The organism is Faecalibacterium sp. Marseille-Q3530, assembly GCF_017377625.1.
GTDB lineage: Bacteria > Bacillota > Clostridia > Oscillospirales > Ruminococcaceae > Faecalibacterium > Faecalibacterium prausnitzii_E.
On the sequence record NZ_JAFREH010000006.1, the window covers coordinates 60,799 to 81,822 of the forward strand.

Annotated in this window: 15 protein-coding genes; 6 read left to right on the plus strand and 9 right to left on the minus strand. The window is 61.5% G+C overall.

Features of this window, described 5'->3' with window-relative positions; translation table 11 throughout:
* Positions 1-10: 10 nt before the first annotated feature.
* Positions 11-349, plus strand: coding sequence for a helix-turn-helix domain-containing protein (locus J3350_RS06875; protein ID WP_097793076.1), 339 nt, complete (start codon positions 11-13; stop codon positions 347-349).
* Between the two features lie 64 nt (positions 350-413).
* Here J3350_RS06875 and J3350_RS06880 read toward each other — a convergent pair whose 3' ends face one another.
* The 3 genes from J3350_RS06880 to J3350_RS06890 form a co-directional block, all read right to left on the minus strand.
* The gene (locus tag J3350_RS06880; protein WP_097793077.1) at positions 414-1,730 is read right to left on the minus strand and encodes an HlyC/CorC family transporter; all 1,317 of its coding nucleotides are present in this window, start codon (positions 1,728-1,730) and stop codon (positions 414-416) included.
* Between the two features lie 210 nt (positions 1,731-1,940).
* On the minus strand, positions 1,941-4,553 hold the full coding sequence (clpB, locus tag J3350_RS06885) for an ATP-dependent chaperone ClpB (RefSeq protein WP_207686134.1): 2,613 nt from the start codon (positions 4,551-4,553) through the stop codon (positions 1,941-1,943).
* A gap of 228 nt (positions 4,554-4,781) precedes the next feature.
* Positions 4,782-5,651 carry a phosphoribosylaminoimidazolesuccinocarboxamide synthase gene (locus J3350_RS06890; protein WP_097793079.1) on the minus strand — a complete coding sequence of 290 codons (870 nt, stop codon included), beginning with the start codon at positions 5,649-5,651 and terminating at the stop codon, positions 4,782-4,784.
* A gap of 339 nt (positions 5,652-5,990) precedes the next feature.
* Between J3350_RS06890 and J3350_RS06895 the strand changes: the two genes are divergently transcribed.
* The 5 genes from J3350_RS06895 to J3350_RS06915 all read left to right on the plus strand — a co-directional run bounded on the left by J3350_RS06895 (position 5,991) and on the right by J3350_RS06915 (position 12,855).
* On the plus strand, positions 5,991-7,424 hold the full coding sequence (locus J3350_RS06895) for a 6-phospho-beta-glucosidase (protein ID WP_207686135.1): 1,434 nt from the start codon (positions 5,991-5,993) through the stop codon (positions 7,422-7,424).
* Positions 7,405-8,376, plus strand: coding sequence for a glycerophosphodiester phosphodiesterase (locus tag J3350_RS06900; protein ID WP_207686136.1), 972 nt, complete (start codon positions 7,405-7,407; stop codon positions 8,374-8,376). The genes J3350_RS06895 and J3350_RS06900 overlap by 20 nt, the downstream gene beginning before the upstream one ends.
* 191 nt (positions 8,377-8,567) lie before the next feature.
* A complete protein-coding gene (locus J3350_RS06905) occupies positions 8,568-9,047 on the plus strand; it encodes a MarR family winged helix-turn-helix transcriptional regulator (RefSeq protein ID WP_207686137.1) in 480 nt (159 codons plus the stop codon).
* Between the two features lie 134 nt (positions 9,048-9,181).
* Positions 9,182-10,933, plus strand: coding sequence for an ABC transporter ATP-binding protein (locus J3350_RS06910; protein ID WP_207686138.1), 1,752 nt, complete (start codon positions 9,182-9,184; stop codon positions 10,931-10,933).
* Complete coding sequence (locus J3350_RS06915; protein ID WP_207686139.1) at positions 10,933-12,855, plus strand: ABC transporter ATP-binding protein; 1,923 nt, start codon at positions 10,933-10,935, stop codon at positions 12,853-12,855. The genes J3350_RS06910 and J3350_RS06915 overlap by 1 nt, the downstream gene beginning before the upstream one ends.
* 53 nt (positions 12,856-12,908) lie before the next feature.
* On the opposite strand, the gene J3350_RS06920 is transcribed toward J3350_RS06915, so the two are convergent.
* The 6 genes from J3350_RS06920 to murF are packed head-to-tail and all read right to left on the minus strand — an operon-like array spanning position 12,909 to position 20,877.
* Positions 12,909-14,387, minus strand: a complete 1,479-nt coding sequence (locus tag J3350_RS06920; RefSeq protein WP_207686140.1) for a UDP-N-acetylmuramoyl-L-alanyl-D-glutamate--2,6-diaminopimelate ligase — start codon at positions 14,385-14,387, stop codon at positions 12,909-12,911.
* 17 nt (positions 14,388-14,404) lie between these two features.
* A complete protein-coding gene (locus J3350_RS06925; protein WP_207686141.1) occupies positions 14,405-15,970 on the minus strand; it encodes a cell division protein FtsQ/DivIB in 1,566 nt (521 codons plus the stop codon).
* A gap of 37 nt (positions 15,971-16,007) precedes the next feature.
* The gene (gene murG, locus J3350_RS06930; RefSeq protein ID WP_207686142.1) at positions 16,008-17,135 is read right to left on the minus strand and encodes an undecaprenyldiphospho-muramoylpentapeptide beta-N-acetylglucosaminyltransferase; all 1,128 of its coding nucleotides are present in this window, start codon (positions 17,133-17,135) and stop codon (positions 16,008-16,010) included.
* 12 nt (positions 17,136-17,147) lie between these two features.
* Positions 17,148-18,440, minus strand: a complete 1,293-nt coding sequence (locus J3350_RS06935; RefSeq protein ID WP_207686143.1) for an FtsW/RodA/SpoVE family cell cycle protein — start codon at positions 18,438-18,440, stop codon at positions 17,148-17,150.
* 12 nt (positions 18,441-18,452) lie between these two features.
* Entirely contained in the window at positions 18,453-19,505 is a 1,053-nt protein-coding gene (locus J3350_RS06940) for a glycosyl transferase family 4 (RefSeq protein WP_207686144.1), read from the minus strand.
* Position 19,506: 1 nt separating this feature from the next.
* A complete protein-coding gene (murF, locus tag J3350_RS06945; RefSeq protein ID WP_207686145.1) occupies positions 19,507-20,877 on the minus strand; it encodes a UDP-N-acetylmuramoyl-tripeptide--D-alanyl-D-alanine ligase in 1,371 nt (456 codons plus the stop codon).
* Positions 20,878-21,024 lie beyond the last annotated feature (147 nt).

The window sequence follows — 21,024 nt, forward strand, 5'->3', positions numbered from 1 at the left end:
GAGAGTCTTCATGGATTACAACGCTATCGGTAAACGGATTCGTGCCCAACGCCTTCAGCTCAATCTATCCCAAGAAGAATTAGCGGAGATGGTCGGTATTTCCGCCGTTCATATGAGTCACATTGAAACCGCAAACACTAAACTCAGTCTGCCCGTACTCGTAGACCTTGCCTGTGCACTCGGATTACGAACCGATGACCTAATTTTTGACAAAGATACATTAGGTCAGGATGCACTATTGGAAGAAATCACGTTAGAGTTAAAAGGTTGTTCTCATGCACAACTGCTTGCTTTACGGCAAATTTTATCTAGCTCGAAGGAAGCCATTCTCAAATATCTCGATACCTAAACACGCAAAACTACCCCCGGCCCTGCAATTTCATGCAAGGCCGGGGGTCTTTTCTGCGGATGCGTCAGCGGTTCTCCCGCGCGGAAAGCCGGGGAAATCGTTTTTCCTTTTCGTCGTCCTTTTCCTCGGCGTCCACAGGCTCTGCGGGCGTGAGGCGGACCTCGGTGACGCGGCGGCGGGCCGTGCGGGTCACGACGCCGTCGTACTCGCCGAGGGTGAAGTGGTCGCCCACCTTGGGCAGATGGCAGGTCTTTTCCTGCACGAGGCCGTTCACGGTGTTGGAGTCGATGTCCTCATCTTCGGGCAGCTCCAGCGTCTCGAACAGGTCATCCACGCTGGCGGAACCGGCCACCAGCCAGCTGCCGTCCGACTGCTTGCGGAAGTCCTCCGTCTCCTCGTCGTGCTCATCCCAGATCTCACCCACCAGCTCTTCGAGGATATCTTCCAGCGTGATGATACCCTCGGTGCCGCCGTATTCATCCACGACGACCGCCATGTGGTGATGCTGCTCCCGCAGGATGCGCAGCAGCTGCGAGATCTGCGTGGAACCGGTGGTATACAGAGTAGGGGCCACCAGATCGTCGATCTTGGTCTCCTTTTTCAGGCGGGCAATGTAGAAGTCCTTTTCATGGACGACACCGATGATGTTGTCGATGGTGCCATGATAGACCGGCAGGCGGGAGTAACCGGACTCCGCAAAGGTCTGCGCCAGTTCCTCCAGCGGGATATCATCCGCCACCGCCACCACATCCACACGGGGGGTCAGGATCTCTTCCACCTCCACGTCATCGAACTCGATGGCGCTGCGGATCAGCTCACTCTCGCGGTCGGTCAGCTCACCGTCGTTCTCAGCCTCGCTGACCATGGTCATCAGCTCACCCTCGGTGATGGTGTCGCTCTCGCTGCTGTGAACAAAATGGTTCAGCAGCCGTTTCCACTGGCTGAACAGCCATGTCAGCGGGGTAAACACCACCATCAGCAGGCTGAGCACCGGCGCAACTGCGGTGGCTACCGTTTCCGGCATCTCCTTGGCCAGGCTCTTGGGGCTCACCTCGCCGAAGATCAGCACCACGATGGTCAACACGATGGTGGAGACCGTAGCGCCCCGCTCTGCACCCAGCATCTGGGTGAAAATGATGGTGCCGATCGAGGCTGCGGCAATGTTTACGATGTTGTTGCCCACCAGAATGGTGGACAGGAGCTTATCGTATTTTTCGGCCATTGCCAGCACACGGGCGGCCGTGCGGTCGCCATCGTCGGCCCGGCTTTTCAGGCGGATCTGATTCAGGGAAGAAAATGCGGTCTCGGATGCGGAGAAAAAGGCGGAGAACGCCACCAATACTACCAGCGCTACCCAAAGCGTCATACTGCCATCGTCCATAATAAAGGAAAATCACACTCCTATGTTGTCGTGAACCTCTCAGGCATTGCTTCGCAATGCCTGAGAAGTTCTGAATATTAAAAAATGCTTTTCACCGTTGCTCTCGACGATGAAAAGCACTTTGTTCAACGTTTATCATATCATATTCTGCACCCCCGCGCAAGTGTTACTGCTCACACGAAGGTACAGAACTGGTAAAATCAACGTGATTTATCGCAGGATCAGGGCGCTGCCGTCGTAATCCACCGTCAAAGTGGCACCCTCGGCGTAGTCGCCCCGGATGATGGCCTTGGCGATGAGGGTCTCGACCCGGCTCTGGATGAACCGCTTGATGGGCCGTGCACCATAGACGCTGTCGTAGGCAGAGTCGATGATGAAGTCCTTGGCGGCGGTGGTCACATCCAGTTTCAGATGCTTGCCCTCGTCCATGCGGCGGCGCAGATCATTGAGCTGCAGGTCCACGATGCTGCGCATCTCATCTTTGGTCAGGCTCTTGTAGTAGACGATCTCGTCCAGACGGTTCAGGAACTCCGGACGGAACTTCGACTTGAGCAGCGCGTCGATCTGCTGGCGGGCCTCCGGGCTCAGCTCGTTGGAACCGCTGGCGCGGGCACGCTCCAGATCGTTCAGGATGATGTCGCTGCCCAGGTTGGACGTCAGGATGATGACGGTGTTCTTGAAGTCCACGGTGCGGCCCTGGCTGTCGGTGATGCGGCCATCGTCCAGCACCTGAAGCAGGATGTTGAAGACGTCCGGATGGGCCTTTTCCACCTCATCGAACAGCACGACGCTGTAGGGCTTGCGGCGGACGGCCTCGGTCAGCTGACCGCCCTCTTCGTAACCGACGTATCCCGGAGGCGCGCCGATCAGGCGGCTGACGCTGAATTTCTCCATATACTCCGTCATGTCGATACGGACCATGTTCCGCTCATCGTCGAACAATGCCTGTGCCAGCGCCTTGGCCAGCTCGGTCTTGCCGACGCCGGTGGGGCCGAGGAAGAGGAAGCTGCCGATGGGGCGGTTCGGGTTGGCGATGCCGGCGCGGCTGCGCAGGATGGCTTCGCTGACCTTGGTGACAGCCTCATCCTGGCCGATGACCCGCTTATGGAGCACATCGTCCAGATGCAGCAGCTTCTCGCGCTCGCCTTCCACCAGCTTCTCGACCGGGATGCCAGTCCAGCGGGCCACGATGCGGGCGATCTCCTCGTCGGTCACGCGGTCGCGCAGGAGACTGTCCTCCTTCTTCTCGTTGGCCAGCTTCTCTTCGGCTTCCAGCTGTTTCTGCAATTCGGGCAGTCTGCCATACTTCAGCTCTGCTGCCTTGTTCAGGTCATACTCGCGCTGCGCCTTCTCGATGGCGGCATTGGTCTGCTCGATCTGCTCGCGCAGGGTCTGCACCTTGCCGATGGCGTTCTTCTCGTTCTCCCACTTTGCCTTCATGCTGCGGAATTTATCCTGCAATTCGGCCAGTTCTTTTTCCAGGTCGCGCAGACGGCTCTGGCTGAGCGCATCGGTCTCCTTTTTCAGGCTGACCTGCTCGATCTGCAGCTGGGTGATGCGGTGGGCCAGATCATCCATCTCGCTGGGCATACTGTCCATCTCGGTCTTGATCATGGCGCAGGCTTCATCCACCAGGTCGATGGCCTTATCCGGCAGGAACCGATCGGTGATATAGCGGTCGGACAGGGTGGCGGCGGCGATCAGGGCGTTGTCGCTGATCTTGACGCCGTGGAAGACTTCGTACCGTTCCTTCAGGCCGCGCAGGATGGAGATAGTGTCCTCAACGGTCGGTTCGTCCACTTGCACCGGCTGGAACCGGCGTTCCAGCGCGGGGTCCTTCTCGATATACTGGCGGTACTCGTCCAGCGTCGTCGCACCGATGCAGTGCAGCTCACCGCGGGCCAGCATGGGTTTGAGCAGGTTGCCCGCATCCATGGCACCGTCGGTCTTGCCTGCACCGACGATGGTGTGCAGCTCATCAATGAAGAGGATGATCTTGCCCTCGCTCTTCTTCACCTCGTTCAGAACGCTCTTCAGGCGCTCCTCGAACTCGCCGCGGTACTTTGCACCGGCCACCAGCGCGCCCATGTCCAGGCTGAACACGGTGCGGTCTTTCAGGTTTTCGGGCACATCGCCGCGCACGATCCGTTCGGCCAGACCCTCAGCGATGGCCGTCTTGCCGACGCCCGGCTCACCGATCAGGCAGGGGTTGTTCTTCGTCTTACGGGACAGGATGCGGATGACGTTGCGGATCTCCTGATCCCGCCCGATAACGGGGTCCAGCTTCTGCTTGCGGGCCAGGTCTACCAGATCCTGACCGTATTTTTGCAGGGCATTGTAGGTGTCCTCCGGGTTGTCATTGGTCACGCGCTGGTTGCCGCGCACAGCCGTCAGCTGCTGTAAGAAGGCATCCTTCCGGATGTTGAACGCGCGGAACAGGTCTGCGGTGTTCTGGGTCTGCTCGTCCAGCAGACCGAGGAACACATGCTCGACACTGACGTATTCGTCCTTCATCGCCTTGGCCTCGCGGGCAGCGGCGCTCAGGACCTTATCGGTGGCCTGCGAGATATAGACCTTGTCAGGGTCACGGCCGGAGCCGGACACACGGGGCAGCGCCGAGAGCTTTTCGGCCACTGCGGCGGCAAAGCTGCCGGGGTCTACGTTCAGCTTCTGGAGCAGCTGCGGGATAAGCCCCTGCTCCTGCGATGCCAGTGCGTGCAGCAGGTGTTCCGGCTCCAGTGCATTGTGCTGGTACTCCACGGCCAGCTGCTGAGCAGCCTGCAGCGCTTCCAGTGTCTTCTGGGTATATTGATTGGTATTCATAGAATCGACCTCCATTCGTACCGGATGTTGATTTAGCAGTCGTTCATTTGATATGCTATTTTGTTTTTAGCACTCTAGCTGTTCGACTGCTAAAATTATATTCCAAACCCCCTGTGATGTCAAGAGCGCAGGCCCCTGCTCCACGGAAATTCACAAAAAGTTTGCAAATAAAAAGTGCCCTGCCGAAAAAGCAGGGCACCGTTTCCATATTCGATCGAATGTCAGCGATCAGAGCTTTTTGCCCGTCAGCATCTCATAGGCTTCGAGGTACTTCTCGATGGTCTTGTCGATGACGTCCTGGGGCAGGTCGTAGTTGCTGTCCGGGTTGGCCTTGAGCCAGTTGCGGACGAACTGCTTGTCAAAAGAGGGCTGGCCGTGGCCTGCCTCATAGCCTTCCAGCGGCCAGAAGCGGGAGGAATCGGGGGTCAGCATCTCGTCGCCCAGAACGACATTGCCGTTCTCGTCCAGACCGAACTCAAACTTGGTGTCGGCGATGATGATGCCGCGGCTCAGGGCGTATTCTGCGCACTTCTTGTACAGCGCGATGGTATAGTCCCGCAGCTTGGTAGCGTACTCTTCACCGTGGCCGGGGAACTGCTTTTCCAGCACAGTGATGCTCTGCTCGTAGGAGATGTTCTCGTCGTGGTCGCCGATCTCCGCCTTGGTGGAGGGGGTGTAGATGGGCTCCGGCAGCTTCTCAGACTCCTGCAGGCCCTCCGGCAGCTGGATGCCGCAGACCTTGCCGGTCTTCTGGTAGCTGGCCCAGCCGCTGCCGGTGATGTAGCCGCGCACGATGCACTCGATGGGCAGCATGGTCAGCTTGCGGCACTTCATGCACTTGCCCTCGAACTGGGGCTGCTGGAAGAACTCCGGCATATCCTTCGTGTCCACGCTCAGCATGTGGTTGGGCAGCACATCGCGGGTGTAGTCGAACCAGAACTTGCTCATCTGGGTCAGCACCTTGCCCTTGTTGGTCACTTTATTTTTCAGGATCACGTCGAATGCGGAAATGCGATCCGTTGCGACCATGATCAGGCTGTCGCCGTTGTCATAGATCTCGCGGACTTTTCCTTCTTTGATAGGCTGGAACTCCTTCATCGCAAAACACTCCATTTTCCTTATTTCGATGTTCTACTGTTTCCTTTGTGCGGCCGCTCCGGCCATGCGGCAGAGCGCGCACAAGGGAGCCATTCCCCTGTGCGGACAGGCCGAACGGCTTTTTCTTACGTATCCAGTCTATCATATTTTCTGTCCGTTGGGAAGAAACAGAATGGAAGGAAAATCTCCCGGTTTTTCAGATTTTCTCGTGAAAACTGCAAAAAATCACGCTCGATTTTCGTCAAAATGACGGAAATAGTCATACTTTCGTCCTTGAATGCCCTCCCGGAACATGATAAAATGAAGGCAGCAGAATTTTTAATCAGGAGGTATTTTTTCATGGGCAGATTTCCGAAAGACTTTTTATGGGGCGGTGCCACCGCCGCCAACCAGTGCGAGGGTGCCTACAACGAAGGCGGGCGCGGGCTGGCCAATGTGGATGTCGTTCCCTTTGGCGAGGACCGCTTCCCGGTGATGTTCGGCAAGCTGAAGATGCTGGAATGCGATGACCAGCACTACTATCCCTCGCACGAAGCCATCGACATGTACCACCACTTCAAGGAGGACATCGCCCTCTTCGCTGAGATGGGCTTCCGGTGCTACCGCCTGTCCATCGCGTGGACCCGCATCCTGCCCCACGGCGACGATGCAGAGCCCAACGAAGAGGGGCTGGCCTTCTACGATGCGCTGTTCGATGAGTGCCGCAAGTACGGCATCGAACCGCTGGTCACCATCTGCCACTTCGATGCGCCCATCGCGCTCATTCAGAAGTATGGCGGCTGGAAAGACCGCCGGATGGTGGATGCCTACGTCCACTACTGCGACATCATCTTCCGCCGCTATAAAGATAAGGTAAAATACTGGCTGACCTTCAACGAGATCAACATGCTGCTGCACATGCCCTTCATGGGGGCAGGCCTGCTGTTTGAGCCCGGCGAGAACGTCGAACAGGCCAAGTATCAGGCCGCTCATCACGAGCTGGTGGCCAGCGCCAAGGCCGTCCAGCTGGCGCACGAGATCATGCCCGGCTGCATGGTGGGCTGTATGCTGGCCGCAGGCGAGTTCTACCCCCGCACCTGCGCCCCGGCGGATGTGCAGGCCGCTGCCGAAGCCGACCGCGACAATTACTTCTTCATCGACGTCCAGTCCCGCGGTGCCTACCCGGTCTGGGCCAAAAAGCGGATGGAGCGGGCCGGCATCCAGCTGCGCACCGAGCCGGACGATGACCAGACCCTGCGCGAGGGCACCGTGGACTTCATCTCCTTCAGCTACTATTCCAGCCGCTGCATCACGGTGGACCCGGAGCTGTTGGAGCAGGCTGACGGCAACGCCCTCGGCGCGGCGACCCGAAACCCCTACCTCAAGGCCAGTGCGTGGGGCTGGCCCATCGACCCGGTGGGCCTGCGCATCACCATGAACGCCCTCTACGACCGCTACCAGAAGCCGCTGTTCATCGTGGAGAACGGTCTGGGCGCGGTGGACACGGTGGAGCCGGACGGTTCCATCCACGACAGCTACCGCATCGACTATCTGCGCGCCCACATCGAGCAGATGGAAAAGGCCATCAACGAGGACGGCCTGCCCCTGCTGGGCTACACCACCTGGGGCCCCATCGACCTTGTCTCCGCCTCCACCGGTGAGATGAAGAAGCGCTACGGCTTCATTTATGTAGACAAGGACAACGCCGGAAACGGCACCCTGACCCGCAGCCGGAAGGACAGCTTCTACTGGTATAAAAAGGTCATTGCGACCGATGGTGAAGACCTTGCCTGAGATCATTGCACACCGCGGGTCAACCTATCTTGCCCCCGAAAACACCCTGTCCGCCTTCCGCAACGCCATCGACCTCGGTGCCGACGGCGTTGAGATGGACGTCCAGCAGACCCGCGACCATGGCCTCATCATCCACCACGACTACCTCATCGACATCGGCACCGAGCTCTCCGCCAAGATCTACGACCTGACCGTCGGTGAACTGCGCTCCATCGACCTGACCAAATGGAACGGCGTCAGCCTCACCACCGAAAGACTGGCCACTCTGGACGAAGCGCTGGCCTGCTGCAAAGAAATGGAGGGCTGCACCGTCCAGCTGGAACTGAAGGCCCCCATCCTCCCCGACCCGGACTTCGTGCCCCATGTCGTGGACTGCATCCGCGCTTCCGGCATCGCAGACCGGCTGCTCCTCGTCTCGTTCCGCCATGACCTGCTTCAGCAGGCCAAGGCGCTGATGCCGGAACTGCGCATCGGCGTCCTGACCCTGGGCGACCTGCTCAGCATGATGCTCCCGCCGCCGGTGATCTGGCAGGACCTGGGCCTTGTCAACAGCATGGACGAGCCGCTGGACGAGGAGAACTGCCCCGCCCTGAAAAAACAGGTGGGCATGGTCTCCAGTGTTATTTCGGACAAGCTGACCCTCATCGCGGCTCTTTACCCGCAGATGTCGGTCCGGCAGATCCTCGCCACCCTGTCCGCGCAGGCAGACCCCGCCGCCTATGTCCGGACGCTGGGTTTCCCGGTGGAGCTGGTCAGCTGCGAGTACCACACCGCCTTCGCCAACCCGGAGGTGGTCAACCAGCTCCACGACGCCGGCTGCAAGGCCGCGTTCTGGACCGTCAACACCGAGGATGTCGTCCGCTCTCTGGTGCCTCTCGGCCCGGACTGCTTTGTCACCGACCGCCCCGACGTCATCCGCGAATGGATCGAAAAAGCACAGGCTGAAACGTAACGGAACCCCTCTCCGCTCTTGCCTTGCCATGCAGCTCTCCCTTTGGAAGCGCTGGCGCACGGCGAGACGGAGAGGGGTTTATTTTTTATAAACGCTCTTGACATTCCGGGATGCAAGGGTTAGAATAGTATCGTATCAAACAGTTTTATCCAAAACAATCATCCATCCAACAATTCAAAGGACGAACCATCATGTGTGACGAAATCAACTCCAGCTGCCCGCCGGTGACGCCCCCCTGGGAGCCGCCGCAGGTCATCCCGGCGCAGATGCGCCGGGTCAACAACCTGATCTTCCGCAAGATCAACCAGTTCCACCGCGAAAATGAGGTCGAGGACGTGACCCCGATGCACGAGTGGATCCTGAGCTACCTGTTCTGGCACAGGGACGAACCCGTCTACCAGCGGGACATCGAGCGGGAGTTCTCCATCACCCGCTCCACTGTGACCAACATTTTGCAGCTCATGGAGCGCAAAGGCTACATCGAGCGTCAGAGCGTACCGCAGGACGCCCGGCTCAAGCGCCTGGTGCTGACCGAAAAGGGAGCCTGCATCCACGAAAAGACCATGCAGTCCCTGCACCAGACCGACGAATTTGTGGAGAGCCTGCTCACCCCGGAGGAGAACGCCGAGCTGCTCCGCCTGCTGAACAAGCTGCGCAAGGGCCTGCAGTGACCCCGCGAATCGTACGATTTTTGAGAGTTTCATGACTTTTTCAGGAACTTTGCAAAAACGCATTGACAATTAAATTGTTTTGTATAGAATTGTTCTTTGTCAAACAAAAAAGTAAAAAACAGGAGGATTACCAGATGATCAAAAAATTAGTGTCACATCTGGGCGAGTACAAACGCGCCGCGATCCTGACACCGATCTTTTCCGCATTGGAAGCGGTCATGGACGTTCTGCTGCCCACCATCATGGCCTTTATCATCGACCAGGGCATTGAAAAGGGCGACATGAACGCCGTCATCAAATACGGTCTGCTCACCTTCCTGGTGGCCGCCATTGCGCTGCTGCTGGGTGTGCTGGCCGGCAAATTCGCCGCCGAGGCTTCCACCGGCCTTGCCGGCAACCTGCGCGACGCGATGTATGAGAACATCCAGCATTTTTCCTTCTCCAACATCGACAAATACTCCACGGCCGGTCTGGTCACCCGCATGACCACCGACGTGACCAACGTGCAGAACGCCTTCCAGATGATCGAGCGCATGTGTGTGCGCGCCCCGGTGCATCTGGTCTTCGCGCTTCTCATGGCATCCGCCATCAGCGGCACGTTGTCGCTGGTGTTCGTGGTGGCCATCGTCTTCCTGGTGGCAGTGCTGGCCTCCATCATGATCCCCACCTTCAAGATCTTTGACCGCGTGTTCAAGAACTACGACAACCTGAACGCCTCGGTGCAGGAGAACATCTCCGCCATCCGCGTGGTCAAGAGCTTCGTCCGCGAGCACTTCGAGAACGAGAAGTACACCACCGCCTGCGAGAGCCTGTACAAGCAGTTCGTCAACGCCGAGAGCCGCCTGAGCTTCAACAACCCCGCCATGCTGGTCTCCGTTTACGGCTGCAACATCGCCCTGAGCTGGTTTGGTGCCCACTACGTGCTGAACGGATTCATCACCACCGGCCAGCTGAACGCCCTGTTCGGCTATATCATGAACATCCTGATGGCCCTGATGATGCTGAGCATGGCCTTCGTCATGATCTCCATGTCCGCTTCCTCTGCCCGCCGCATCGTGGAAGTGCTGGACGAGACCACCGACCTGCCCGCCCCCAAGGCTCCGGTGGACACCGTGGCCGACGGCAGCATCGCCTTCGACCATGTCACCTTCAAGTACAAGCATGGTTCCGGCCAGCCTGTCCTGAACGACATCACCTTCACCATCCGGCCAGGCGAGACGCTGGGCATCATCGGCGGCACCGGCAGCGCAAAATCCAGCCTGGTTCAGCTCATCCCCCGCCTGTACGACCCGGAGACCGGCTCGGTCAAGGTCGGCGGCGTGGATGTCCGCGACTACAACCTCGACGTGCTCCGCCGCGAGGTCTCGATGGTGCTGCAAAAGAACGTCCTGTTCTCCGGCACCATCCTCGACAACCTGCGCTGGGGCGATGAGAACGCCAGCGAGGAAGAGTGCATCCGGGTGGCCAAGCTGGCCTGCGCCGATGAATTCATCGAGCGCTTCCCCGACAAATACAATACCTGGATCGAGCAGGGCGGCTCGAACGTTTCCGGCGGTCAGAAGCAGCGCCTGACCATCGCACGCGCCCTGCTGCGCAAGCCCAAGGTGCTGATCCTGGACGACTCCACCAGCGCCGTGGATACCGCCACCGACGCCAAGATCCGCAAGGCGTTCCGGGAAGAGATCCCCGGCACCACCAAGATCATCATCGCACAGCGCATCTCCTCCGTGCAGGATGCCGACCGCATCCTGGTGCTGGACAACGGCCAGATCAACGGCCTGGGCACCCACGAGGAGCTGCTGAAGACCAATACCATCTATCAGGAAGTCTACAACAGCCAGACCCAGAGCAGCGGCGACTTCGACAAACAGGGAGGTGAGCAGTAATGGCACAGGTGAAAGAAGTTCGCGGCCCCGGCCCGCGCGGCGCAGGCCAGCCCCGGCCCAAGGTCGAAAATCCGGGTCTGCTGCTCAAGCGGATCATGGACGAAGTGTTCCAGCACTATCTGCCCCACTGCATCTTCGTTCTGGTGTGCATTGTGGTCAGCGCGCTGGCCAATGTGCAGGCCAGCCTCTTCCTCAAGACCCTCATTGATGATTACATCGTGCCCATGACCCAGCAGGCCACCCCCGATTTCGGCCCGCTGGCCGCAGCACTGGGCCGCATCGGCTGCGTTTACGCCGTCGGCGTTCTGGCCGCGTGGCTCAATTCCCGCATCATGGTCAACGTGACCCAGGGCACCCTGCGCAACCTGCGCACCAAGCTCTTCACCCACATGGAGAGCCTGCCCATCCGGTATTTTGACCAGCACCCCCACGGCGACATCATGTCCGTGTACACCAACGACGTCGATACCCTGCGCCAGATGCTCAGCCAGAGCATCCCGCAGCTGACGTCCAGCGCCATCACCATCGTTTCCGTCCTCACCAGCATGGTGCTGATGAGCTGGCAGCTCACGATCGTGACCCTGTGCATGGTGGCTCTGATGCTCTTCTGCACCAAGAAGATCACCTCCATGAGCGGCAAGTACTTCATCGCCCAGCAGAAAGACCTGGGCAAGGTGAATGGCTACATTGAAGAGATGATGGAGGGCCAGAAGGTCGTCAAGGTCTTCACCCACGAGCAGAAAACGCTGGACGGCTTCCGTGCACTGAACGACAAACTGAAGGACAGTGCCAAGCAGGCCAACGGCTACGCCAACAACATCATGCCCGTCACGGCGCAGCTGGGCAACATCAGCTATGCAGTCTGCGCTCTGGTGGGCGCTGCCATGGCCGTCGGCAATGTCGGCGGCATGACGCTGGGCACCGTCATGGCCTTCCTCTCCCTGAACAAGAGCTTCAACATGCCCATCAGCCAGGTGTCCATGCAGGCCAACAGCATCATCATGGCTCTGGCCGGTGCCGAGCGCATCTTCAAGATGATGGACGAGACCAGCGAGACCGATGAGGGCTACGTCACCCTCGTCAACGCCAAATACGATGCGAACGACCAGCTGGTCGAGACCACCGACCGCACCGGCCTCTGGGCCTGGAAGCACCCCCACCACGACGGCACCACCACCTACCACAAGCTGGCAGGCGACATCACCTTCACCGATGTCGATTTCGGCTATGTGCCGGAGAAGACCGTCCTCCACGACATCAACCTCTATGGCCGCCCCGGCCAGAAGATCGCCTTCGTCGGCTCCACCGGTGCCGGCAAGACGACCATCACCAACCTCATCAACCGCTTCTACGACATCTCGGATGGCAAGATCCGCTACGACGGCATCAACATCTCCAAGATCAAAAAGGACGACCTCCGCCGCTCTCTCGGCATCGTGCTGCAGGACACCCACCTGTTCACCGGCACGGTCATGGAGAACATCCGCTACGGCCGTCTGGAAGCCAGCGATGAAGAGTGCATCGCCGCTGCCCGTCTGGCCAACGCCGACGGCTTCATCAAACGCCTGCCCGATGGCTACAACACCATGCTGACCAACGACGGTGCCAACCTCTCGCAGGGCCAGCGCCAGCTGCTGGCCATCGCCCGCGCGGCGGTCGCAGACCCGCCGGTGCTGATCCTGGACGAGGCCACCTCCTCCATCGACACCCGCACCGAGGCACTGGTCCAGCGCGGCATGGACGGCCTGATGTATGGCCGCACCTCCTTCGTCATCGCTCACCGCCTGTCCACCGTCCGCAATGCAGACTGCATCGTGGTCCTGGAGCAGGGCCGCATCATCGAGCGCGGCAGCCATGACGAGCTGATCGCCAAGAAGGGCAAGTATTACCAGCTCTACACCGGCAACCTGGCCGAGAACTGAGCATAAAAAATACGGAGCATCGCTGCGGCGATGCTCCGTATTTTTTTGTCTGCTTATTCCAGCCCGATCTGCTGGGCGTATTCTTCCAGCAGTTCCCGCTCCAGGAACGGGGTCTTGACGCCCATCCGGTCGCGGTAGGTCTCGTGGCCCTTGCCGATGACGGCGATCAGGTCGCCCTCCTGTGCGTGGTCCACGGCGTAATGCAGTGCATCCAGCCGGTCGGGGATCTCCACGAATTTTGCGTCCGGGTTGCCCTTGTTCATGCCCACCCGGATATCGGCGAGGATGTCCTCGACCTTCTCAAAACGGTTGTTGTCCTCGGTGAGGATGGAGAAATCGGCCATTTTGGCGCAGGTCTCACCCATGCCGTAGCGGCGCAGCTTGGAGCGGTTGCCGCCGCAGCCGAACACCACCACCAGCCGATGCGGCTTGTAGGCCCGCAGGGTGGTGAGCAGGCTCTCGGTGGAGACCTCGTTGTGGGCGTAATCCAGCAGGATGGTGAACTTTTTGCTGATGGGCACCAGCTCCACGCGGCCCTTGACGACGCACTTGCCCAGACCCTCGTGGATGGCGGCATCGGGCAGGCCCAGCACCTTGCCTACGGCCAGCGCGGCCAGCGCGTTGTATACGCTGAACTCACCGGGCATATTCACCCGGACGTCCATGTCGTCCTTGCCGGAGACGTGGAAGGCCACCCCCAGAAAATCGTGGGTGCGCAGCAGCTCGCAGCCCTCGGCACGGTAGTCGGCCTTCTCGCTGCGGCCATAGGTCACCAGCTTGCAGGTGTGGCCTTCCAGCAGGGCCTCGGTGTTCTCGTCGTCGATGTTCACGACGCCGACGTCGCACCGCTTGAACAGCTGGCCCTTCCAGCTGCGGTACTCCTCAAAGGTCTTGTGCTCGCCGGGGCCGATGTGGTCCGGCGAAAGGTTGGTGAAAACGCCGACGTCGTAGTGGATGCCCGCCACGCGGTCCATCATCAGGCCCTGGCTGGACACTTCCATCAGCGCCACATCACAGCCTGCATCCACGAACTGGCGGAAGGTCTTTTGCAGCTCGTAGCTTTCGGGGGTGGTGTTTGCAGTCTCCTGATGGCGGCCCATGAAATAGATGCCGTTGGTGCCGATCATGCCCACCTTTTTGCCGGCGGCTTCCAGCACGCTCTTGATCATGTGGGTGGTGGTGGTCTTGCCCTTGGTGCCGGTGACGCCGATCACGGTCATCTGCCGGGCCGGGTTGCCGAAGAGGTTGCAGCTCATCAGCGCCATGGCATAGCGGCTGTTCTCCACCTTCACAACGGTCACGTCCGGCATGGCAGACAGGTCGATGTCATGCTGGATGACCAGCACACTCACGCCTTTGGCGGCGCAGTCGGCCGCGAAGTCGTGGCTGTCGCGCTGGGTGCCCACGATGCAGACGAAGGCCATGCCCTCGGCTGCCTTGCGGCTGTCGTAAATGATATCGGTCACTTCGGTCTCCAGACTGCCCTGCACAAGGGCAAAGGGGACGCCTTCCATCAATTGTTCCAGTTTCATACATGAACCTCGCTTTTTCAGTTTGCAGCCCCGGTGCCTGCCGTATCCTGTGCGGCGGGAGCCGGGTCTGTCTCTGTGGTCGGAGCCTGGGCATCGTCCGCAGGCTGTGCAGCGGCGTCCGCCGGGGGCGCTGCTTCATCGGCGGCACCCTCTGCGGTGCTGTCTGCCGCTTCCTCTGCCGGGGCTTCCTCCGGTGTCGTCGGCTCCGGCACGACATAGCCGGACGGCAGCTCCGGCTCGCCCTGCGCAAAGGTGAATTTGCGGGTGCTGGACATGCTGATGTGGGTGAAGTCCAGCGTACCGGTGTCGGTGGCCGCACAGCCCTTGCCGTCCTCATTGAGCAGCACATGCCGGGCCAGCTTGAGCTTGTAGTCCAGTTCGTTCAGGGTGCCCAGCCGGACGCTGATGCGGTCCTGATACAGGAACGCCATCTCCTCCGGGTCGGCGAACTCGATGCGGGTGACATCCCCGCGCATCCCGGCGGTATCCAGCGCTGTCAGCAGGGTGCTGAGGGCTTCCAGCCGCTTGTCGCCCGCCTCCTCTTCCACGGCAGCGGAGGCGCTGGCCGCGTCGGAGGCACTTTCCGAAGCGGTGCTGCTGTCTGCCGGTGTTTCCTCCTCGAAGCACAGCTGCTCGCCGGGGTCCGAGAAGACCGGCTCGCCGCCGTACAGCGTGGGCAGGCCGGTGGGCTGGACGGAGTCCGCCGCCAGGATCTTCAGCCCGGCCGAGAGGGTCAGCCAGCCCTTTGCCGTCTGCATGGCGTAGGCGGGCTGGGCTTCCGTCACCCGCACCACCACGGTGCTGGGGTAGTCCCGCTCCACCCGGATGTCCTCCAGCATGGGGAAGACCTTTTCCAGCGCGGCGGCTTTGGCAGCGGGGTCAAAGCTGAAGATGTTCTCTTCTTTCTGGACGCCCAGCGCCTGCAGGATCTGCTCGCTGGAGTAGCTGCCCGCTTCGCTCACCACGCCGTCCGCCGTCCGCACCTCAATGGTGTTGATCTTGAACAGCATGGTGACCGTCAAATAGATGCCTGCCGCGATGACGCAGAGCAGCATGGCCAGCGCGGTCAGGCGCTGGATGGCTCTGCGGCGGCGGAGGGCCTTGCGGGTCATCTTCCGTTTCTTTTTTCCTTCCCGGCGGGCAGGGTCCCGCAGGTTCGCCTGCGTAGGGCGGAGCCGCTGGCCGCTGGCCGGGCGCCGGGCGTTCGGGTTCTGAGGCCGGGCCTGCCCATTGCGGGGCCGCTGGCTCTGCGGGGCGCTCGTTCTCCGCTGGTTCTGGCGCGGCGCATTGGGTGCCCGGTTCCGGGAGGGGTTCTGCTTCTGGACGGGGCGGCCTCCGGTGGGGAACTGGATGCTGTTGTCCGGGTAGCTGCCGGAGCCGGTATCCCACGCCGCATAGCGGCTGGGCCGGGGCGCATCGGGGTCATAGTTCGGGTTGGTCACCGGGTGTCTGCCGGGCGTCGTGGAGCTGGGGTATCCCACATTGCTCCGGTCTGCCGGGCGGCTGGGCCGGGTGTCCCGCGCCTGATCGTAGACCGGGCGGCGCTTCCCATTTTTCTTCCGGTTCTGGGGTCGGTCTGCCATTGGGCCGCACCTCCTTTCCTTTGGATTTCACGTTCTGTTACGGGGTCTTGACCAACCGGAGCAGGGCATTGGCGATGCGGTCCAGGCTGTCATCCACCGAGAGCTTCCGGGCGTTCTGACCCATCTGCGCCAGCTTGCCCGGCTCGGCCAGCAGGTCGGCCACGGTGGCCACGAGTGCTTCGCCGGTCAGGTCTTTTTCCTCAATGACCACCGCAGCCCCGGCTTTTTGCAGCTCCATGGCGTTGTAATACTGGTGGTTCTCGGCCACATTGGGGCTGGGGATGAGGATCGCAGCGCGGCCCACAGCCTCCAGCTCGGCCAGCGTCAGGGCACCGGCGCGGCTGATGACGAGGTCTGCCGCGGCCAGCAGCTCCGGCATGTTGTTGATGTATTCCTTCACGACAAGGCTGTCGCCGGGGGCAAAACCCTTCTCTTTTTCGAGGTTCTGGAACAATTCCACGCCGTACTGGCCGGTGGCATGCAGGTGCAGCACCGGCTTCTGATTTTTCTGCTCCCAGGCGCAGAGGTCGGCCACGACCTCATTGACCCGCCGTGCTCCCAGACTGCCGCCGAACGACAGGATGACCGTGCGGTCCCCTGCCCCCAGCTCGGCGCGGATGGCGTCGCGGTTCCCGGCCTGGGCGAACACCTCCGGCCGCACGGGGTTGCCCACCACGCGGGTCTTTTCGGGGGCACCCAGCTTTTCCACGGCAGCGGGCACAGCGGCGAACACGATGTCCACATCCGGGGCCAGCAGCTTGTTGGTCACGCCGGGGAAGGCGTTCTGCTCATGCAGGGCGGTCTTGATGCCCATTTTGGCGGCGCAGCGCACCACCGGGCCGGACACATAGCCACCGCAGCCGATGACCAGATCGGGCTGCACCTCCCGCATCATCTTCCGGGCCGTGGGGCCGGAGAGGGCCAGGTTCCACAGCGTGATGAGATTCCGCTTGATGTTGTGCAGCGAGAGCTTCCGCTGGAAGCCTGTGATCTCGATGTGGTGGAAGGGATAGCCCGCCTGGGTCACCAGACGGTACTCCATCCCCTCTTTGCGGCCGGCAAAATGGATCTCGGCCGTCGGGTCTGCTTTTTTCAATGCACCGGCAATGGCCAGTGCGGGGTTGATATGGCCGGCTGTGCCGCCGGCAGCGATCAGAACACGCATCTTGGTTCCTCCTTATGATTCGGTCCGCGCCCTGCGCGCGGTATCCAGCACGATGGTCTTTTCCCGGCGGCGGGCCTCCCGCTCCTCGTGGGCGCGGCGGCGCTCCTGACGGATGCGCTCACCGTTGCGGCCAATGTTGACCATGACCCCCATCTCCGCCAGCAGCAAGATCAGGCTCGTGCCGCCAGAAGAGAAGAAAGGCAGCGAAATGCCGGTGTTGGGCAGCGTGTTGGTGACGACCGCGATGTTGCAGAACACCTGCCACGCGATCTGCGCCATGATGCCGATGCCCACCAGCGTACAGAAGCGGTTCTCGGCGTGGAAGGCCAGCCAGAACCCCTGCACGAGGAAGATCACGAACAGCACGATGACCAGCACGGCCCCCGCAAAGCCCAGCTCCTCGCAGACGACGCTGAAGATGAAGTCGTTGGTGCTTTCGGGCAGCCAGAGCTGCTTTTCGATGCTGTTGCCCAGCCCAAGGCCCGTCACGCCGCCAGAGCCGATGGCGTACAGACTTTGCAGGGTCTGGTCTGTCATCTTGGTCAGGTCCTGCGTCCAGCCGTCCAGACGGCTTTGCAAGTAAGGGATGGAGTCGATGTGCTGCAAGATCGTTTCCAGCAGAAAAATGCCGGCTGCACCGCCCACCCAGGTGATGACGCCGCCGTTGCCGCCCAGCAGCAGGATGGTGCCCACCATGGCGGTGGTCAGCACGATGCCGGACATGTGCGGCTCCATCACAAGCAGCAGAATGACCGGCAGCAGCGGGAGCAGCGGCAGGAGCAGCTCCCGCACCAGCCGCTGCTGCAGCCACGGCCCCACCGGCACCTGGCCGCTGCGGCTGGGGTCCAGTTTTTCCAGCCGAGGGGCCTTGGCCGCGATGTGGGCCGTGAGCAGGATCATCTCAAACTTTGCGATCTCCGAGACCTGCACCGTCATACCGGCCACGCGCAGCCAGCGCTTGCAGCCGTTCAGCGGAGTGCTGAACAGCACCAGCACCAGAAGCGCCAGCACAAGGAAATACCCCGGCCAGACCAGCCTGCGGAGCAGACGGTGGTCTACATAGGAGAACAAAAACATGGCCACAAGGCCCAGCCCCAGACAGAGCACCTGGGATTTGATGTAGTGCAGGCTGTCGCCAAAGCGGAGATAGCCTGTGGTATAGCTGGCGCTGAACAGCATCACCAGCCCGAATACGATGATGATGCCCAGCGTTGCCAGCCAGTAGAGCAGAATGGGAGACCAGGGGCCGGGGTCCCGCTGCAGCAGCGCGAACGGCTCCGGCTTTTTTCGGCGGATGGTTGCCATCTGCACACCTCCTCAACTGATTTTTGCCCATTGCAGGGCCAGCGCCGCGCCCAGCAGGGCGAGCACGCAGAATGTATAAAAGATCTGCACCGCACTGCTGCCGCGCACCTCCATCCAGCGGTGGAGCGGGGCCGTGCGGAAGAGCTGCTTTTTCCCATGCGTGGTTTGATAAACCGCGATCTGCACCGCCACTATGCCGCCCTCCAGCCAGTAGGGCAGCCCCAGCGGGAGCGCAAGGTCCGGCCAGCCGATGCACAGCGGCGCACAGCCCAGTGCCCCGGCCAGAAACAGGCTGCCCACGCTGCCCAGCCGCAGCCGGGCAGGCGGGAAATTCCAGAGCAGGAACGCCATCAGCGCACCGGCCAGCGCCGCCGGGAAGACAGCCAGCGGGAACCAGCCGAGGATGGTCATGCAGAGCATCAGGCCCAGCTGGGCCGCAAATGCGGTGCCGCAGCACAGGCCGTCGATGCCGTCCGCGATGCGGACGCTCTCGGCCAGCGCCACAAGGCCCGCTTCCCAGACCAGCGGAGCCAGAACGCCCAGCTCCACATAGCCCAGGCTCGGCAGGGCCAGCCCGGTGGCAAGGCAGCGGCTGGCCCCCAGCAGCAGGAGCACCACGGCACCGGCCCCCGCTTCCAGCAGCAGGCGGGTGCCCCGGCGCAGGCCCAGCGGGGCACGGCGGCGGATGCGGGCCAGGTCATCGGCCAGGCCGACGCCGCCGAACAGCAGCGCCCCGAACAGGGCGACGAGCAGCCGGGTGGAGAGCAGGCCCTCCGTGCCCAGCAGCTGCGGTTCGGCCACGCAGGCGGCGGTCCAGCCTACACCCACGGCAGCCAGCACCCCCACCATCAGGCAGAGCCCGCCCATCGTGGGCGGCTGGGCCGGGCGCTCCGGCGCTTCGTCCGGGTCCGGGCTTGGCGCAGCGTCCGGCCGTTCCGGCTCCGGCGGGTGGGTGGGCTGCTGGCGGCTCTGGAAGGCCCGCAGCAGCGGCACCATCAGATTTCCCATCGCCGCCGTGAGGACGAACCCCAGTGTCGATGCGACGATCAAGGCAAAACGGATCATATCACTGCTGCTCCTTGTAGAAGAGTTCCAGCACCTTTTCCAGCGCCATGCCGCGGCTGGCCTTGACCAGCAGCGCATCGCCCGGCTGCATCAGCCGGAGCAGGGCGTCGGCGGCTTCGCGGTAGGTGTTGGCGTGCAGGGTGGTCAGGCCCTTGGCCGCAGCCACCACGGCCGTGCGTCGGGCCTGTTCGCCGTAGGTGATGAGGGTGTCGATGCCGCTTTCCGCCGCCTGACGGCCCACTTCCTCGTGGGCCTCACGGCTCAGGTCTCCCAGCTCCAGCATATCGCCCAGCAGGGCAAAGCGGCGCTTGCAGGGGTACTCCCGGAACATGGCCAGCGCGGCCTTCATGCTGTCGGGGTTGGCGTTGTAGCAGTCCTCGATGACATCCACGCCGTTGCTGTGCACGATCTTCTGGCGCATCCCGGTCTGCTCAAAGTTGCTGATGCCCCGCAGCACCTTCCGGGCATTGAGGCCCAGCCGGGTGGCGGCGCAATAGGCGGCCAGCGCATTGGCCACGTTGTGGCGGCCCATCGCAGGGATGTGCACCATAAAGGTGCCCTCCTCGTGGTCTTCGAGCACGAAGCTCATGCCGTCGGCCTCCTGCTGGATGGACAGGGCGCAGACATCCGCCCCCTCGTCGCCCAGGCTGAACCAGACCGGCCGGACATGCTCCGGCAGCTCTGCCTTCCGCAGGAAGGGGTCGTCGCCGTTCAGCACAAGCGGAGCACCCTCCGGCAGACCGGCGCAGATCTCCAGCTTGGCCTTGCAGATGTTCTCCTGACTGCCCAGGTTGCCGATGTGGGACACGCCGATGCAGGTGATGATGCCCACATCCGGGCGGGCGCAGCGGCTCAGCCGCTCGATCTCGCCCAGGTGGCTCATACCCATCTCGACGACGGCATATTCGGTCTCGTTCCCGATGCGGAACATCGTGCGGGGCAGACCCAGCTCATTGTTCTGGTTGCCCTCGGTCTTGATGGTATTGCCGAAGCCCTCGATGGCAGCATAGCACATCTGCTTGGTGGTGGTCTTGCCCACGCTGCCCGTCACACCCACGACTCTGGGGTGGAACTGGCTGCGGTAGTTGGCCCCCATCACCATCATGGCATGGTAGCTGTCCGCGCAGAGCACGGCCTTTTCCGCCGGGACGCCCTCGACCGGGTGGTTCAGCACCACACAGAAGGCCCCGGCTTCCAGTGCCTTGGCTGCAAAGTCGTGGCCGTCGAATCGTTCACCCGGAAAGGCTACAAAGATGCAGCCGGGGCAGACCTCGCGGCTGTCAGTGGTCACAAGGGACACTTCGGCGTCCCCGGCGTCAAAGCCTTCCGGCGCAAGGCCGTTCAGCAGAATGCTTGCTCTGATCTTTTCCATACGATACTCTCCCTTTTCCTGATATCACTCGATCGTCTTCCATACGAGATGCCGTTCCTCTTACCAACAGCCCCCAGCCGATTGGATCCTCACGACCCGGCTGCCAATGGCTCTCCCTTGGGGAGAGCTGGCGCGAAGCGCCTGAGA